The organism is Neorhizobium sp. SHOUNA12A (assembly GCF_023006505.1).
In the GTDB taxonomy this organism is placed as follows: domain Bacteria; phylum Pseudomonadota; class Alphaproteobacteria; order Rhizobiales; family Rhizobiaceae; genus Neorhizobium.
Genome location: NZ_JALBGV010000115.1, coordinates 1 through 15,226, shown reverse-complemented (window position 1 = coordinate 15,226; position 15,226 = coordinate 1). Strand labels below are relative to the sequence as shown.

General features: G+C 62.3%; 16 protein-coding genes and 1 pseudogene. 2 read left to right on the top strand and 15 right to left on the bottom strand.

All coding sequences use genetic code 11. The annotated features are described in order from the left end of the window. Both MOV63_RS29520 and MOV63_RS29515 read left to right on the top strand, forming a co-directional pair. Positions 1–452, top strand: a 452-nt coding sequence (locus MOV63_RS29520) for a citrate/2-methylcitrate synthase (RefSeq protein WP_293408212.1), incomplete at its 5' end; no start/stop codon positions are given. A 114-nt stretch (positions 453–566) separates the two neighbouring features. Then, entirely contained in the window at positions 567–977 is a 411-nt protein-coding gene (locus tag MOV63_RS29515) for a VOC family protein (protein ID WP_247039188.1), read from the top strand. Positions 978–1,037: 60 nt separating this feature from the next. On the opposite strand, the gene glp is transcribed toward MOV63_RS29515, so the two are convergent. From glp to MOV63_RS29440, 15 genes and pseudogenes are all read right to left on the bottom strand, one after another. Beyond that, positions 1,038–2,252, bottom strand: coding sequence for a gephyrin-like molybdotransferase Glp (gene glp / locus MOV63_RS29510; RefSeq protein WP_247039187.1), 1,215 nt, complete (start codon positions 2,250–2,252; stop codon positions 1,038–1,040). A gap of 2 nt (positions 2,253–2,254) precedes the next feature. After that, on the bottom strand, positions 2,255–2,734 hold the full coding sequence (moaC, locus tag MOV63_RS29505; protein WP_247039186.1) for a cyclic pyranopterin monophosphate synthase MoaC: 480 nt from the start codon (positions 2,732–2,734) through the stop codon (positions 2,255–2,257). Beyond that, positions 2,734–3,549: an indole-3-glycerol phosphate synthase TrpC gene (gene trpC, locus MOV63_RS29500; RefSeq protein ID WP_247039185.1), complete on the bottom strand. Its 816-nt coding sequence runs from the start codon at positions 3,547–3,549 to the stop codon at positions 2,734–2,736. Before trpC ends, moaC begins: the two co-directional genes overlap by 1 nt. A 4-nt stretch (positions 3,550–3,553) precedes the next feature. Next, positions 3,554–4,570: an anthranilate phosphoribosyltransferase gene (gene trpD / locus MOV63_RS29495; protein WP_247039184.1), complete on the bottom strand. Its 1,017-nt coding sequence runs from the start codon at positions 4,568–4,570 to the stop codon at positions 3,554–3,556. 19 nt (positions 4,571–4,589) lie between these two features. Then, the gene (locus MOV63_RS29490; protein WP_247039183.1) at positions 4,590–6,473 is read right to left on the bottom strand and encodes a peptidylprolyl isomerase; all 1,884 of its coding nucleotides are present in this window, start codon (positions 6,471–6,473) and stop codon (positions 4,590–4,592) included. A gap of 118 nt (positions 6,474–6,591) precedes the next feature. Beyond that, positions 6,592–7,509 carry a DUF72 domain-containing protein gene (locus MOV63_RS29485; protein ID WP_247039189.1) on the bottom strand — a complete coding sequence of 306 codons (918 nt, stop codon included), beginning with the start codon at positions 7,507–7,509 and terminating at the stop codon, positions 6,592–6,594. Between the two features lie 66 nt (positions 7,510–7,575). Then, entirely contained in the window at positions 7,576–7,923 is a 348-nt protein-coding gene (locus MOV63_RS29480; RefSeq protein WP_038543032.1) for a DMT family protein, read from the bottom strand. Positions 7,924–8,195: 272 nt separating this feature from the next. Continuing rightward, positions 8,196–8,354 (bottom strand): hypothetical protein, encoded by a 159-nt coding sequence (locus MOV63_RS29475; RefSeq protein ID WP_167551672.1) that lies wholly within the window; start codon positions 8,352–8,354, stop codon positions 8,196–8,198. 255 nt (positions 8,355–8,609) lie between these two features. Then, positions 8,610–9,431 carry an MBL fold metallo-hydrolase gene (locus tag MOV63_RS29470; protein WP_247039182.1) on the bottom strand — a complete coding sequence of 274 codons (822 nt, stop codon included), beginning with the start codon at positions 9,429–9,431 and terminating at the stop codon, positions 8,610–8,612. Between the two features lie 3 nt (positions 9,432–9,434). Next, positions 9,435–10,217, bottom strand: coding sequence for a TatD family hydrolase (locus MOV63_RS29465; protein ID WP_247039181.1), 783 nt, complete (start codon positions 10,215–10,217; stop codon positions 9,435–9,437). A 10-nt stretch (positions 10,218–10,227) separates the two neighbouring features. Continuing rightward, positions 10,228–11,781 (bottom strand): methionine--tRNA ligase, encoded by a 1,554-nt coding sequence (gene metG / locus MOV63_RS29460; RefSeq protein ID WP_247039180.1) that lies wholly within the window; start codon positions 11,779–11,781, stop codon positions 10,228–10,230. Between the two features lie 106 nt (positions 11,782–11,887). Next, on the bottom strand, positions 11,888–12,916 hold the full coding sequence (locus MOV63_RS29455) for a DNA polymerase III subunit delta' (RefSeq protein WP_247039179.1): 1,029 nt from the start codon (positions 12,914–12,916) through the stop codon (positions 11,888–11,890). Then, positions 12,913–13,611 carry a dTMP kinase gene (tmk, locus tag MOV63_RS29450; RefSeq protein ID WP_258719340.1) on the bottom strand — a complete coding sequence of 233 codons (699 nt, stop codon included), beginning with the start codon at positions 13,609–13,611 and terminating at the stop codon, positions 12,913–12,915. The genes MOV63_RS29455 and tmk overlap by 4 nt, the downstream gene beginning before the upstream one ends. 49 nt (positions 13,612–13,660) lie before the next feature. Further along, positions 13,661–14,839, bottom strand: a complete 1,179-nt coding sequence (locus MOV63_RS29445) for a D-alanyl-D-alanine carboxypeptidase family protein (RefSeq protein ID WP_247039177.1) — start codon at positions 14,837–14,839, stop codon at positions 13,661–13,663. Positions 14,840–14,906: 67 nt separating this feature from the next. Next, a pseudogene (locus MOV63_RS29440) lies at positions 14,907–15,226 on the bottom strand (septal ring lytic transglycosylase RlpA family protein); the annotation flags it as partial.

Below are 15,226 nucleotides of genomic sequence, written 5' to 3'. Positions count from 1 at the left end.
CGCTTTCCGGCCTTGCGACGCTGACAGGTCCGCGGCATGGCGGCGCCTGGACCAACGTCCCGGTGCTCGCGGAAAAGGCGGCGTCGGTCGGCGTGCGCGAGGCGATCCGCAGCATGCTGTCCTCGGAAGGCGTCGTCAGGCCCTTCGGCCACCGGCTCTATCCGCATGGCGATCCAAGGGCACGGGCGCTGATGGCGAGTTTCGAGGCGCCGCCGCTCTACGCCTCGCTTGCCGAAGCCGGGGAGGAACTGCTCGGCGAGCCGATCAATATCGATTTCGCACTGGCATCGCTTGCCGCGACCTTCAAGCTTCCTGACGACGCGCCGCTCGTGATCTTTGCGCTTTCGCGCACCACCGGCTGGCTGGCGCATGCCATGGAGCAGGTCGAGAGCGGACACATGATCCGCCCGCGGGCGCGTTATACCGGCCCCGACGGCGAATCCGGTGCATAGCGTCCTTTAAAGCCCGGCGGCCTTCTTGGCTGACATGACACCACCACAATAACTCCTTTATCCTGCAAGGGGAATCACGGGTGAGCATGGACGATGTTGGGCAGCAATTTCAGCTTGAGTTTGAGCCTTTTCGTGGCGCAGGGGCGCGAACGCGACGCGGCCGAGTTCTACAAGAACGTCTTCGGCGCCACGGAAACCAATTCCTATGAAATGCTGCGCCTGATGATGATCGAGCTGCAGCTCGGACCGATCGGCATCGTCGTCTGCGGATCGGATCCGGAAAGGGAGTCAACACCTTCCTATCAGGGGCCTTACCATCCGAAAAATGATGGCGCCGTCAGCACGATCTTCCAGTTGACGGTGCCGGATGTCGAAAGCGTCGTCGAGGCGGCGTTTCAATTCGGCGGCATGATGCGCGACAGGATACAGACGGACATGAACGGCCGCCAGGTGGCGTCGATCTTCGATCCGGCCGGTCATGTCTGGGTGCTGATCGAGCGGGAGCGGGAGCAGGACGAGGAATAGGATCGTCGCGGCCGTTCGGGGCGCGGATAGAGACCGGGCCGGCTGACGGAACTGCTCAGCTCAAGGGCGGATCAGCAGGATCGGGCAGAGGGCGCCGGCCGGCAGCTCCGGCGCGTGCGCCGGGCGGATGATGAGGCCGTCGGAATGGGCAAAGATCTTCATCATCGATGAGTCCTGCTTCGCGAAGGCCTCGGCGACGAGATTGCCGTCGCGGTCTCTCGTCAGCCTGGCGCGGAGATAATCCTGGCGCTGGTCGTTGGCGGGAAGTTTGCTTGCCGCGACACCCTGCACCTCCCTGCGCTTTTCCGGCAGATGCGCGAGCCTGCGGATCAGCGGTTCGAGGAAGAGCAGACTGGTGACGAGGCTCGCAACCGGATTTCCCGGCAGGCCGAGAACCTGCATTTCGCCCAGCGCGCCGACCATCAGCGGCTTGCCCGGCCGCATGGCGATGCGCCAGAAATCCAGTTCCATGCCGGCGGCTTTCAGCGTCGATTGTACCAGGTCATGATCGCCGACCGAGGCGCCGCCGAGGGTCACCAACACGTCGGCCTTGGCCGCACGGGCCTTGTCGATGGCCGCGGTGATATCTTCAGGCCGGTCGCGGACGATTCCGAGATCGAGAACTTCGCCGTCATTGTCGCGCACCAGCGCGGAAACGCCGAAGGTGTTGGAGGCGATGATCTGCGCGTTCCCGGGCGTGGCGCCGGGCGGCACAAGCTCGTCTCCGGTCGCAAGGACTGCGACGCGGGGCCGGCGATAGACGGAAAGCTCCGGATGGTTCATGGCCGCAGCGACCGTCAGGTGCGAGAAGTCGATGAGCGTGCCGGCCGGGAGCACGGTTTCCCCCTCGGTGAAATCTTGGCCGCGGGGGCGCACGTGCCGGCCCTTCACCACTTCGAACCTGGTGCGGATGCGGGCGCCTTCAAGCTTTTCGGCATCTTCCTGGATGAGGATGGAATCGGCACCTTCCGGCAGCGGGGCGCCGGTGAAGATGCGCGCAGTCTCGCCCTTGCCAACCGTGCCTTCGAAGGCATGGCCGGCGGCGGCGGTACCGATCACGGTCAGTTCGGCCCCGATCGCCGGTGCGTCGGAAGCCTTGAGCGCATAGCCATCCATGGCAGACGCGTCGAAGGGAGGCTGGGTGAGGCGGGCAACGAGGTCCGTCGCAAGGACTCGGCCGTTCGCTTCGCCAAGCGCGACCGTCTCCACCGTGCCGATCGGATTGGCCTTGCCGAGCAGGCGGTTCTTCGCTTCGGAAACGGGCAGTAGCGCCATTCTCAGTCCTCTGCGCGATAGGTTCCGGATTTGCCGCCGGTCTTTTCGAGAAGGCGGATGCCGCCGATCTCCATGGCCCGGTCGACGGCCTTGGCCATGTCGTAGATCGTCAGGCAGGCGACCGAGGCGGCCGTCAGCGCTTCCATCTCGACGCCGGTCTTGCCGGTGAGTTTCGCGGTTGCTGTCACCCGGAGGCCCGGAAGCTGCTCGTCCTCGGTGATGTCCACGACCACCTTGGTCAGCATCAGCGGATGGCAGAGCGGGATAAGATCCGAGGTCTTCTTGGCGGCCATGATGCCGGCGAGCCGCGCCGTGCCGATGACGTCGCCCTTCCTGGCATTGCCTTCGCGGATCGTTGCCAGCGTTTCCGGCAGCATGCGGATATAACCTTCGGCGGTCGCCGAGCGGCTGGTTTCAGCCTTGTCGCCGACATCGACCATATGCGCCTCGCCGGACGCGCCGATATGGGTGAGGCCCGTCATTATTCCGCCGCCTGGGCCGCAGCCTCGCCGGTTAAAAGAAGGCGGGTAGCAGCGGCCACGTCGTCCTTGCGCATCAGGCTTTCGCCGACGAGGAAGGTGTTGATGCCGACCTTTTTCAGGCGCTGGCAGTCCTCATGGGTGAAGATGCCGCTTTCGCCGACGAGCAGCCTGTCGGCCGGCACCATCGGCGCCAGCCGCTCGCTCGTTTCGAGGTTGAGTTCGAAAGTGCGCAGATTGCGGTTGTTGATGCCGATCAGCGGAGAGGGGAGTTTCAGCGCCCGTTCCGTTTCCTCTTCGTCATGCACCTCGATCAGCGCGTCCATGCCGAGTTCGGCGGTCACATCGTAAAGCTCGCGCGCCTCGCCGTCGGAAAGCGAGGCCATGATCAGCAGGATGCAATCGGCACCCCAGGCCCGCGCCTCATAGATCTGATAGGTCTCGAACATGAAATCCTTGCGCAGCGCCGGCAGCGAGCAGGCGTTGCGGGCAGCCGTCAGGAATTCCGGCGCGCCCTGGAAGCTCGGCGCATCGGTGAGGACGGAGAGGCACGTGGCGCCACCGGCTTCGTAGGCTGCTGCAAGCGACGGCGGATCGAAATCCGGGCGGATCAGGCCCTTGGACGGGCTTGCTTTCTTGATCTCGGCGATCAGGCCGAAGGCACCGGTATCTTGCCTCGCCCTCAACGCGCGATGAAAGCCGCGCGGGGAGGGCTGGTCCGCTGCGCGGGCCTTCAGCTCCGCAAGCGATATGCTCGCCTTGGCCGCGGCGATTTCCTCGCGTTTATAGGCTTCGATCTTCTTGAGGATGTCCGTCATGACCTCAATCCTTTTCGTTCGAGACGGCAACCAGACGGTCGAGCGCTGCCGCCGCCTCGCCGCTCTCCAGCGAACGGGTGGCAAGCCTCATGCCGTCGGCGATCGTTTCCGCCTTGCCGGCAACGATCAGCGAGGCGGCCGCATTGCAGAGCGAAATATCGCGATAGGCATTCTTCGCACCACCGAGCACGGCGCGCAATGCCGCCGCGTTGTGGACACCATCGCCGCCCTTGAGTTCGTCGAGTGTTGCAGGCTGAACGCCGAAATCCATCGGCGTCAGCTCGAAGGAGCGGATCTTGCCGTCTTCCAGCGCCGTCACCTGGGTGATGCCCGTGGTGGTGATCTCGTCCATCCCGTCCCCGTGGACGATCCAGACGGTCTCCGAACCGAGATCGCGCAGCACTTCGGCGATCGGCTCCAGCCATTTCGGCGCGAACACGCCGAGGAGCTGGCGCTTGGCGCCGGCGGGGTTGGAAAGCGGGCCGAGCAGGTTGAAGATCGTGCGTGTGCCGAGCTCGACGCGGCTGGGGCCGACATGGCGCATGGCTGCGTGATGCATCGAGGCGAACATGAATCCGATGCTGGCTTCCCGGATGCAGCGGGAGATCTGGTCGGGACCGATCTCCAGGTTGACGCCCAGAACGCCAAGCGTATCGGCCGTGCCGGATTTGGAACTCAGCGCCCGGTTGCCGTGCTTGGCGACCGGGACGCCGCAGCCGGCGACGATCAGGGAGGCAAGCGTGGAGATGTTGTAGGTGCCGAGGCCGTCGCCGCCGGTGCCGACGATATCGATGGCGTCGGCGGGGCCGGAGACGGGCAGCATCTTCGATCGCATGGTTTCGACCGCGCCGGTGATCTCGGCAACCGTCTCGCCACGAACGCGCAGCGCCATCAGGAAGCCGCCGATCTGCGACGGCGTCGCTTCGCCAGACATGAGGATGTCGAAAGCGCCTCGCGCCTCTTCGTGACTGAGGCTCTCGCCATTGGCAACCTTGGCAAGCAGGGATTTCAGCTCAGGCATGGTCGGCCGTCCCTCTGTTTCACTGGAGCATGGCCTGGTCGACCACCGTCTGGTTGACGGACACGCCGTAGCTGGTCTTCAGACTGTTGACCATCTGATCGAGCATGTCGTCACCGGCAGCGTTCGCCATCTGCTGCAGCTGCTGGTCGCCGGAGACCGCATCTGTCGTCGCCTGGTCGACGGCGGCGACCTTCATCAGAAGGCGGCTTTCGCCGTCGGAGCCGAGCGCGGTCGCGGTTGTATTGACCGGGCCGGCGAAGGCTGCCGAAATCGCCTCATTGCCGAAGATCGCGTCCTCGGCGCCGCGGCGCAGGCCCTGCTTGTTTTCGACCGCAACACCGAGTTCGGTGGCGATGGCTGCCAGCGTCTCGCCCTTGTCGAGGCGGCCCTTGAGTTCGGTCGCGCGGGCGGCAAGCGCCTGGCGCTGCTGTTCGGCAGTCCAGTCGGCAACGGCCTTGTCGCGCACATCGGCGAGGGGGCGGTCGCGCTCGGGCACGATGTTACGCACCTCGAACCAGACATAACCGTCATTGCCGAGGTTTACCGGAATGGTGTCGGCGCCCGGTTCGGTGCGGAAAACGTCTCCAAGCAGCGTGTTCGAAGCGGGAAGCTCGGTGATCCGCTGCTCCTTCTCGTTGCGGCCGGAGGCATCCGACGTCACGGTGACAGCCTTGAGGTTGAGCGCCTTGGCGGTATCCTCCAGCGAGGTGCCGCCGCTGCGCATATCCTCGAAACGGTCGTGAACGCTCAAGACTTCCTGGGACGCGGAAGAGACGGCAAGCCGCTTGCGGATCTCCTCCTTGACCTCGTCGAACGATCGCGTCGTCTCCGGGCGGATATTGGTGACGCGCAGGATGACCGGGCCGAAGGTGCCGGCGATGACAGCCGTCGTTCCGCCGCTGGCAGTGATCTTGAAGGCCGGATCGGCAAAGGCCGGATCAGGCACGTTCTCCTTGGTGAAATCACCGAGCAGAACGTCCGCCGCGGTCTTGCCCTGATCCTTGATGATCTGGTCGAAAGTGGCGGTACCGTCCTTCAGCTGCGCCGCGGCGGCCTGCGCCATTTCCTTGTTGGGGAAGGGGAGCTGCTCGATGGTGCGGGTTTCGTGCGTCTTGTAGCTGTCCTTGCGCTTTTCATATTCGGCCCGCGCTGCTTCGTCAGTCACCGAAGATGCATCGGCAATATCGCCCGGCTGCAGCTTCACATAGGCGAAGGTGCGGTATTCAGGTGCGCGATAACGGGTCTTCACGCCTTCGAACCAGGCAGAAAGCACATCGTTCGCCGGCGCCTTCACAGGGTCGATATTGGCATTGGAGAGCAGGACATAATCGATCGAGCGGGTCTCGTCGCGATAGCTCTTCAAAGCATCGACCAGCACTTTCGGCGGCTGGAAGCCGTCCGAAACCGCCTCGACGATCTGGCTGCGCACCGCAACCTTGCTGCGCTCCTTGATGTAATCGTCTTCGCGGATGCCGGCATTGCGCAGGCGCGAGGTGAAGAGATTGCGGTCGAACTGGCCGTTGACGCCCTTGAAGGCCGGGTCTTCGGCGATCAGTTTGGCGAGGCGGTCTTCCGACAGGCCGAGGTTCATGTCGTCGGAAAGCTGATCGAGTGCGGCACCAGCCGCGAGCTGTGTGAACACCTCGTTCTGGACGCCGAAGGCGCGAGCCTGCTCGGCGGTCAGCTGCGTGCCGAACTGGCGGCTGAGATTGGCGATCTGGCGCTGATAGGCGAGGCGGAATTCCTGGCTCGAAATCTGCTGGTCACCGACGGTCATCACCGTGTTGCCGCTCGCCGTCACCAGGGAGTGCGAAACGCCCCAGATAGCGAAAGACGCGACCAGAAGCAGGAGAAGCGACTTGGCAACCCAGGAGCGGGCGGCGTTTCTGAGGGAATCAAGCATCGATCAACATACCTTGCGAACAGTCCTGCCGCCCGGAAAAGGCGGATTGAAGGACTGTCTCTAAATCAAACCGAGATGGAAATGAAGGCATGCTGACGGAAAAGCGAAAAGCTCCCATTCAGGCGCGTCTGGCGGTCTTCACACTCGCCGCAATCGGACCTGCATTCAGCCGGTCGGCCAAGGCCCGTGCGTCCCGCGGTGCGCGCACTTTCACGTCGTTGTCGAAGTAGACATAGACATCCAGCCCATGCGCCCGAGGCGGAGAAGGTGGCCCCACGCGCTCCGCGTCCTTCGGGTCGCGACCCTTGGCCCATTGGCGAATGAGCTGCGCCCACCGGTCGAGGGCCTTATCGTCATATCCGCTGACGTAAAGTTGTTCGGAGCCATGCAGGCGGCAATAGACGAAATCGGCAGTGAGATCCATCAGGAGAGGCCATTCGACCGTATCTGCGACGACCAGGCCGACCTTGTAGCGACGCAGCAGGTCGACGAACTCCGGCGAGCGGAAGCTGTCGTGACGGATTTCCAACGCGTGGCGAATCGGCCGGTTCGCATCCGTTTCGACATAGGAGCGCCCATCGAGACGCGCGTCGTGCCGCCGGGCGAGCGCGACGGCATCCTCCGTGCTCTTCGGTAACAGCTTCAGAAACGCCTCGAAACGTTCCGCATCGAATTTCATTCGCGGGGGAAACTGCCAGAGAATGGGTCCGAGCTTCTTGCCGAGGCGCAGGACGCCGGACGCCAGGAAATTGGCGAGCGGCGTCTCGATGTCGGTGAGGCGGCGCATATGGGTTATGTAGCGCGAACCTTTGATTGCGAAGACGAAGTCGTCGGGCGTTGCATCATGCCAGGCGGCAAAGCTCCGAGGTCGTTGAAGTCCGTAGAAGGTACCGTTGATCTCGATCGAGCGGAAATGCTCGGCGGCGTAGGTCAGTTCCTGCTTCTGCGGCAGGCCTTCAGGGTAAAAAACGCCGCGCCAAGGCTTATAGGTCCAGCCCGAAATGCCGATCCGGATATCGCCCGGCTGCTTCTTCATCGCACCACCTGACGTCGTCATGGTGATCCGAACCCATCTACGGTGCGCGGGTTCCCGACGTCTGCGCTATTTCGTGAAGATGAAGAAGGATCCGAGCGCGATGAAACCGAAGCCGACGATCTGCTTCCAGTGAATCGGCTCGCCAAGATAAAGTACGGAGAAAATCACGAAGACAGAGAGCGTGATGATCTCCTGGATGGTCTTCAACTGCGCTGCATTGAAGTAACCGTAGCCGATGCGGTTGGCTGGCACCTGGGCGCAATATTCAAAGAAGGCGATGCCCCAGCTCACCATGATGACAAGATAAAGCGGCTTGCTCTCGAATTTCAGGTGTCCGTACCACGCGAAGGTCATGAAGACGTTCGACAGAATCAGAAGACCTATCGTGAGGAAGGGCGTGGCGCTTGCGAACATGATGGGAGAATCCGTTGGAAGTGGCCGATGCCATACGGCAACCGGGTTCGTCTGCCAAACACAAGACTTCGTGAAGTAAGGTGCAGCCCGGGCATGCGAGCCTGCAGAGCTTTGCAACTCAGGCGGAAGGCGGACCGTTGGGCTCGACTTTGCTGCGGCACCGCTAGAGGCATTCGTTGCCGCTGCATGAGGATGACGGGATGGCAGTGCTTTTCGCGACGTCCTGGCGCTAGAGGCCTTCATGGCCCGGCGTTCGAACGGCGCGGCAAGATTTAGTGAAAGGTTTCGGGACGGACTTCGTCTTCGAGAATGCGGAAGGCTTCGTAGAGCGCTTCGACCAGGATATCGGTCAGCTTGTCGGCGTCGTTGTCCTGAAGGAACAGCGCAAGAGACTGTTCAGACGGCTGGTGGGTATTGGCTTCATTTGACATATCATTGTCCTCAATCTGAACCGGAATCATTCCGGGTGAGGTCGACGGTAGGGACGCTGGCTTGCACCAAGCTTGACGACTTGTGCCAACGACCAAGACAAGCCGCTGAGCATCTTCAGCGGGAGGGAACGGGAATACGCTGATAACGTTCCCGACCATATGCGAAGATCGCATAAGATAGATTATGGAACTAAACGAATTGAAAGGAAGCCCAGAAGACCTGGGGTTCTTGGTCACTCCATAACCCCGCAGCGATCAGAGATCGACGGCAACTTCGAATGTCAGGCCGTCATAGGCCGGTTCGACATGTGGCGGCGTTTCCGCCATTACCGTGTCGTAGTCGAGCGGAAGATGCATGTGCGTCAGGATAGCGTGCTTCGGCGCAAATTTCGCGATCCATTCGAGCGCCTGTTCCAGCGACAGATGGCTCGGGTGATATCGGTACTGCAGCGTATCGATGATGAGCGTATCAAGCCCGCCGAGCCTCGGAACGCTTGCAGGCGGAAAGTCGCTCACATCGCTGCAATAGGCTACGTCACCGATCCGGAAACCCAGCGAATGGATGTCGCCATGCACCTGCAGATGCGGCAGGAAACGGATCTGTCCGCCGGGTCCGTCGATGACGATCGGCTCCTCAAGGGTGTCGATCAGGAACGGCCGCACGATCGGCGGATAGTTGCCGCCCGCCGGGGTTTCGAGGCAATAGCCAAAACCCTGGCGAATCCGTTCCATGGTGAATGCATCGGCATAGATCGGGATGCGATGATGCTGCAGGATGAAATAACCGCGCAAGTCGTCGATGCCGTGCAGATGATCCGCATGGGCGTGGGTATAGAGAACCGCATCAACCCGCTGCACCTTGGCGGCGATCATCTGTTCGCGAAAATCGGGGCCGGTATCGACCACCACCACGGTGCTGCCGCCATCAGGCCCAATCTGCTCGACCATGAAGGCGGCACGCGTGCGACGGTTCCTCGGGTTCGCCGGATCGCAGGCGCCCCAGTCGCCATTCAGCCGCGGCACGCCCGGCGACGACGAGCAGCCAAGAATGGTGAAGCGTCGCCGATACCTCGCCACAGGTCAGAGCCTCGGCATCTTGGAGAAGATACGGAACGCGTTCTGCGTGGTAACCTCAGCGATTTCCTCGTAGCTGACGCCCATGCATTCGGCCAGCACTTCGGCCGTGTTGACCACGTAGGACGGCTCGTTGCGCTTGCCGCGCCAGCGTTTTGGCGCCAGGTACGGCGCATCGGTCTCGACCAGCAAACGGTCGAGCGGCACGGTTCTGGCGATCGCGCGCAGGTCTTCCGATTTCGGAAATGTCAGGATGCCGGAGAACGAGACGTAACCGCCGAGTTCGACGCCGATCCGGGCAAGGTCTGCGCCCGAGGAGAAGCAATGCAGGATGAAAGGGAAGGCCCCCTTCCCGCTTTCGGTCGTCAGGATCTCGGCCATGTCCTCGTCGGCGCTGCGGCTGTGGATGACCAGCGGCAGGCCGGTTTCCCGGGCGGCCGCGATATGACGGATCAGCCCGGTCTTCTGGTCGGCCGGCGTCTGCGTGTCATAGAAATAGTCGAGCCCAGCCTCACCGATCGCAACGATCTTCTGATGCGCATTGGCAAGCCGCACCAGGTCTTCCGTCTGGATGTCCAGCTCTTCGCCGGCGTTGTTCGGATGCGTTCCGACTGAGCAGAAAACCGCCGGATATTGCTCGGTGAGGGCCAGCAGTCCGTCGAGTTTTCGAACCCGCGTCGAAATCGTCACCATCTGGCCAACGCCAGCCTCGTGGGCGCGCGACACGATCGCGTCGCGCTCCTCGGCGAAATCGGCAAAATCCAGGTGGCAATGGGTATCGATCAGCATGGATAAGACCCTATGCGCTCGCTTCCGGCGCGACATAACGCGGGAAGACAGGCGTCGGCGCTTCGAGCGGTGTGCCGGGCTTCAGGCGACCGGCTTCGCCGAGCGCCGCGAAATCCCGCTTATCGGCCGGAGACGCCACGAGATCGAGCAGCTTGGCCGACGATTCCGGCATGAACGGCTGCAGCAGAATGGCGATCTGGCGCACGACTTCCGCCGTCACGTAGAGCACCGTGCCCATGCGGGCCGTATCCGTCTTTTTCAGCACCCACGGCGCCTGAGCCGCAAAATAACGGTCGGTCTCGGAAACGATACCGATGATCGCCGCAAGAGTGCGGTTGATCAGCTGCTTGTCCATTTCCTCGCGGCAGACGGCAATCAGTCCGTCGGCGGCAGCAAGCAGCTGCCTGTCGGCGTCGGTGAGTTCGCCCGGTTCCGGAACATGGCCGTCGCAGTTCTTGACGATCATCGATAGCGAGCGGCTTGCAAGGTTACCGATGCCGTTGGCCAGATCCGCGTTGACGCGGGTGGCAATCAGCTGATCGTTGCAATTGCCATCCTGGCCGAAGGAAATCTCGCGGCAGAGATAATAGCGCACGTAGTCGAGCCCGAACTTCTCCAGAAGCTCGAACGGATCGACCACATTGCCAACTGACTTCGACATTTTCTCGCCGGCATTCAGCACGAAGCCGTGGGCAAAGACGCGCTTCGGCAGCGGCAGCTTGGCCGACATCAGGAAGGCCGGCCAATAGACCGCATGGAAGCGGATGATGTCCTTGCCGATGATATGCGCGTCCGCCGGCCAGTATTTGGCGCGCGGGCCGTTCGGGTCTTCCATATAGCCGGTTGCGGTGATGTAGTTGGTCAGCGCATCGACCCAGACATACATGACGTGCGCCGGATCGTTGGGTACCTTGATACCCCAATCGAACGTGGTGCGCGATACCGACAGGTCCCGCAGGCCGGATTTCACGAAGGAGATCACCTCGTTGCGGCGCTCGTTGGGGCCGATGAAATCCGGGTTCTCCTCGTAGTGCTTCAGCAGCTTGTCGCCGTATTCGGAGAGCTTGAAGAAATAGCTCGACTCCTCCACCCATTCCACCGGCGTTCCCTGCGGTCCATAGCGGACGCCATCGCGGACCGACGTTTCGTCCTCGGCATAAAACGCTTCGTCGCGCACCGAATACCAGCCCGCATAGGTGTCCTTGTAGATGTCGCCATTATCGGCCATTCGGTTCCAGATGTTCCTGGAGGCCTCGTGGTGGCGCGGCTCTGTGGTTCGGATGAAATCGTCGTTGGACGCGTTGAGCAGCTTGCCCATCGCCCGGAATTCGCTCGAATTGCGCTCGGCAAGCGCTTCTGGCGAAATGCCTTCGGCGCGCGCCGTCTGCTGCATCTTCTGGCCGTGTTCGTCCGTGCCGGTCAGGAAAAAAACATCCTTGCCGTCCAGGCGCTGGAAGCGCGCCATGGCATCCGTCGCGATCAACTCATAGGCATGGCCGATATGCGGCTTGCCGTTCGGGTAGGAAATCGCAGTGGTGATGTAATAGGGCGTCTTGTCGGACATCGGGGGCACTCGGGCACTTGGATTTGGATCATGCCGCTCTTAGCGCATGTTTCGCTGATGCGAAACACAAAGTTCCTTATGCGGTTCCCGCCCCTGCCCTTAAAGTTCAGCGTCGCGCCGCTTCGAGGATCGACAGGATCGTCTGCTTGCGGTCCAGATTATAGGCCTGCGCGATGGTGATCTTCTCAGTCATGTCGCTGACCAGTTTTGCCTGCCGGTCGGCCGTTGGTAGATCGCCGGCAAGGGCTGCGTTGCGCGCTTTGTCGATCAGGTGATCGCCCAGGTGCTCCAGGAAAAAGCCGAAGATCACTTCGCTGTCCTTGCCGGACAGCACATCCGCGAGCCGGTGCATCGCCTTGCGGGCTGTCGGACCGTCGGCTGCGACGACCTCCTCGAAGGCGGAGATGATCTCGGTGCCGCCATAGTTCAGGAGTTTCAGCGCCTGGGAAACGCTGCCCTTGGACATGCGGAGCACCATCTCTTCCATCTCGCCGCCGTCAAGCGGCGTACCCAGACCCGCGAGCGCCTTCGCAAGATCGCTGTCACCGAGCGGAGATAGCCTCAACGACTGGCATCGCGAACGGATCGTCGGCAGCAACTTTCCGGGCGCATGGGAGAGGACCAGGAAAAGCGCCCGACGCGGCGGTTCCTCGAGGATCTTCAGGATGGCATTCGCCGCATTGCGGTTCAGATCGTCGGCCGGATCGATGATGACGATCCGCCAATTGCCGGTGCCTGACGTCTGCGAGAAGAAATGCCCGGCCCGACGCACCTCGTCGACCGTGATCGCCGTTTTCGTCTTGCCGGTCTTCTCGTCCACCGGGCGGGCGAGATGCAGGAGGTTATGTGAGGCGCCGGACGCGATCTGCCGGCTGACGGACGAATTGAGATCGGGATCGGCGAGATGCTCGGGCGCAGTCGCGGGATCGGGATGCGAAAGCACGTGGTTGGCAAAACGGAAAGCGAGCGTCGCCTTGCCTACGCCTTCCGGTCCTTCGATCAGGATCGCGTGGTGGCCCTTCCCCGAACGATAGCTGCGCGCCAGAAAATCCTCGGCGGGCTGATGGCCATAAAGATGCGGATTACGCGCCGGCGGCACGGCGCCTTCCAGAATACCGGCGGTTTCCTCGCTCATCCGACCGATTCCGCGCTGCTCTTCTGGGTAAAGCTCAGTTCCCGCACCAAGGGCTCGACGATCGCGAAAATCTCGTCGCCGATCTCGTCTTCGGAGCGCTCGGCGTCGACCACATGGCAGCGTTCCGGTTCCGCCTCGGCGATTTCAAGATAGGCCTCGCGGCGTTTTTCGTGGGTTTCGATCTCCTCGCGCTCAAAACGATCGGGCGCGCTGTCGGCGCCGCGTTTGCGGGCACGTTTCAGGCCGACTTCGGCCGGCAGGTCGAGGATCAGCGTGCAATCAGGCACCACACCATTGATCGCCACCCGCTGCAGCGCCTCGATATAGTCAGGTTCCAGATTGCCGGTGACGCCCTGGTAGACACGCGAGGAATCGATGAACCGGTCACAGAGCACGACCGCGCCGCTTTCAAGCGCCGGGCGGATCACCTCCTCCACATGGTCGTTACGGGCAGCGGCAAACAGGATCGCCTCCATCCGCACACCGAACTCTTCTGCCGCACCCGAAAGCAGGACATGGCGCACGGCTTCTGCTCCCGGCGAGCCGCCAGGCTCCCGCGTCATCAGCACATCATGGCCGCGGCGGCGCAACTGATCCGCCAGCCGGCGAATCTGGGTGGATTTGCCAGCCCCCTCGCCGCCTTCGAAAGTTACGAACAATCCGGAATGTTCTGCCACGCGTCTTTCCGCACTCATTTTTTGTCAGCTTATAACGCATAAGGGTGCGCTGCGAAACATCGTGTTGTCAAAGCCAGAAGAACATCAGTTCAAGCAACGCATCCGTCGCCTGGCTGACGAGGCTGCCCGTTCCGACCGGTTTGGCGGTAACCAGCGGCACTTCCCGCACCACCCGGTCGCCTGCCGAAATCCTCAGCACGCCGACATCCTGGCCTTCGGTTACCGGAGCCCGCAATGGCCACCGATAGACGATTCGCCCGGAAAGGCGGTCGGGATTATTGGCGGGCAGGTAGATATCGACCGGTTCCTTGGCGACGAGATCCACATGGCCCGTCGTACCGCCATAGACGCTCGCCTGGCCGATCACTTCGCCCTGCTTGAACAGGACCTTGGTCTCGAACGAGGAAAGCCCCCATTCGAGCACCCTTTTCGCTTCATCCAGCCGCTCCTTGTCGCTTGCAAGCCCACCCATGGCGAGGAACAGCCGCGTGCGGTTGCGCGCCACCGAGGCCACCAGGGCATAACCCGAACCTTCGGCAAAACCGGCGCCCAGGCCGTCAACGCCGATATTGAGTGAAAAAAGCGGGTTCTTGTTGCGCTGGAAGATCTTGTTCCAGGTGAAATCCGGCTGCGCGTAGATCGGATAGAATTCCGGATATTCGCGGAAGATATGGCGAGAGAGTTCGACGAGGTCTCGCGCGGTCGTGCGGCTCTCCGTGTCCGGCAGACCGGTGGAATTGCCGAAGACCGACCGGCCGAGACCCAAATCCTTGGCGCGCGCCGTCATCCGGGCTGCAAATTCGCGTTCGGAATGGGAAATGCCCTCTGCCAGCACGATGCAGGCATCGTTGCCATTCTGGACGACGACGCCTTTGAGGAGGTCTTCGACGCGTATCTGCGATTTCAGCGCCGCGAACATGGTCGTGGTGCCCGAGGGCGCCCCGCCGGTGCGCCAGGCAAATTCGGAGACCGGAAAGATCGTGTCGCGGCTGATCTCGCCGCGCTTCAACGCACTGAAGACCACTTCCATGGTCATCAGCTTGGCAAGCGACGCCGGTGGGAAACCCTGGTTTTCGTTGGAGGCGAGCAGCACCGTGCCGGTCTTTGCCTCGACCATATAGATCTGCTTCGCCTTGGTCACGAAGGCGGGCGGCGGTTCCTGCGCGTCGACGGCTTGCGAAAGCAAGCCGGCTTGCAGGAATACTTGCAGCGATACCAGGCAAAGAAGAATCAGCAGGCGCCGCATGATCACCCCACGAACCGTTCCGCACCATGCGTAGCAGCGGCGATTGCACCCGGCAATCGCCCTTGCGTCAGCGCACGGGCTTTTGAGCGGCCTTGGGGCCTTCCAGCACCATGTTACCGAACATAACCTGCGGAGTTTTAGCCTGAGGCGCCGATGCGTAGGCGGATTCCACGCTCCGCCCCTGCGGTGGCCTTGCCTGAGTTTCGAGCGGATAGGAAGACGCAACCTGGCGGGTCTGCGCGGCAACGACGCCGCCAGCAACCGGCCGCTCGATCGGGTGCGGACCGACCTGCGGCAATGTCGAGAAATTCTCGAAGGCCTCGAAGGCCTCTGGCGCGGCGGATACCGGCGCCGGGCCACTCGGGGTCCGGCCGGCCAGCGCCATCG

What these genes read in the sequence shown, in the direction of transcription:
- glp (WP_247039187.1), bottom strand. Translation starts at nt 2,252, where the DNA reads ATGGCGCTACTGCCCGTTTCCGAAGCGAAGAACCGCCTGCTCGGCAAG.
- moaC (WP_247039186.1), bottom strand. Translation starts at nt 2,734, where the DNA reads ATGACGGGCCTCACCCATATCGGCGCGTCCGGCGAGGCGCATATGGTC.
- trpC (WP_247039185.1), bottom strand. Translation starts at nt 3,549, where the DNA reads ATGACGGACATCCTCAAGAAGATCGAAGCCTATAAACGCGAGGAAATC.
- trpD (WP_247039184.1), bottom strand. Translation starts at nt 4,570, where the DNA reads ATGCCTGAGCTGAAATCCCTGCTTGCCAAGGTTGCCAATGGCGAGAGC.
- MOV63_RS29490 (WP_247039183.1), bottom strand. Translation starts at nt 6,473, where the DNA reads ATGCTTGATTCCCTCAGAAACGCCGCCCGCTCCTGGGTTGCCAAGTCG.
- MOV63_RS29485 (WP_247039189.1), bottom strand. Translation starts at nt 7,509, where the DNA reads ATGAAGAAGCAGCCGGGCGATATCCGGATCGGCATTTCGGGCTGGACC.
- MOV63_RS29480 (WP_038543032.1), bottom strand. Translation starts at nt 7,923, where the DNA reads ATGTTCGCAAGCGCCACGCCCTTCCTCACGATAGGTCTTCTGATTCTG.
- MOV63_RS29475 (WP_167551672.1), bottom strand. Translation starts at nt 8,354, where the DNA reads ATGTCAAATGAAGCCAATACCCACCAGCCGTCTGAACAGTCTCTTGCG.
- MOV63_RS29465 (WP_247039181.1), bottom strand. Translation starts at nt 10,217, where the DNA reads ATGCTGATCGATACCCATTGCCACCTGGATTTTGCCGATTTCGCCGAG.
- metG (WP_247039180.1), bottom strand. Translation starts at nt 11,781, where the DNA reads ATGTCCGACAAGACGCCCTATTACATCACCACTGCGATTTCCTACCCG.
- MOV63_RS29455 (WP_247039179.1), bottom strand. Translation starts at nt 12,916, where the DNA reads ATGAGCGAGGAAACCGCCGGTATTCTGGAAGGCGCCGTGCCGCCGGCG.
- tmk (WP_258719340.1), bottom strand. Translation starts at nt 13,611, where the DNA reads ATGAGTGCGGAAAGACGCGTGGCAGAACATTCCGGATTGTTCGTAACT.
- MOV63_RS29445 (WP_247039177.1), bottom strand. Translation starts at nt 14,839, where the DNA reads ATGCGGCGCCTGCTGATTCTTCTTTGCCTGGTATCGCTGCAAGTATTC.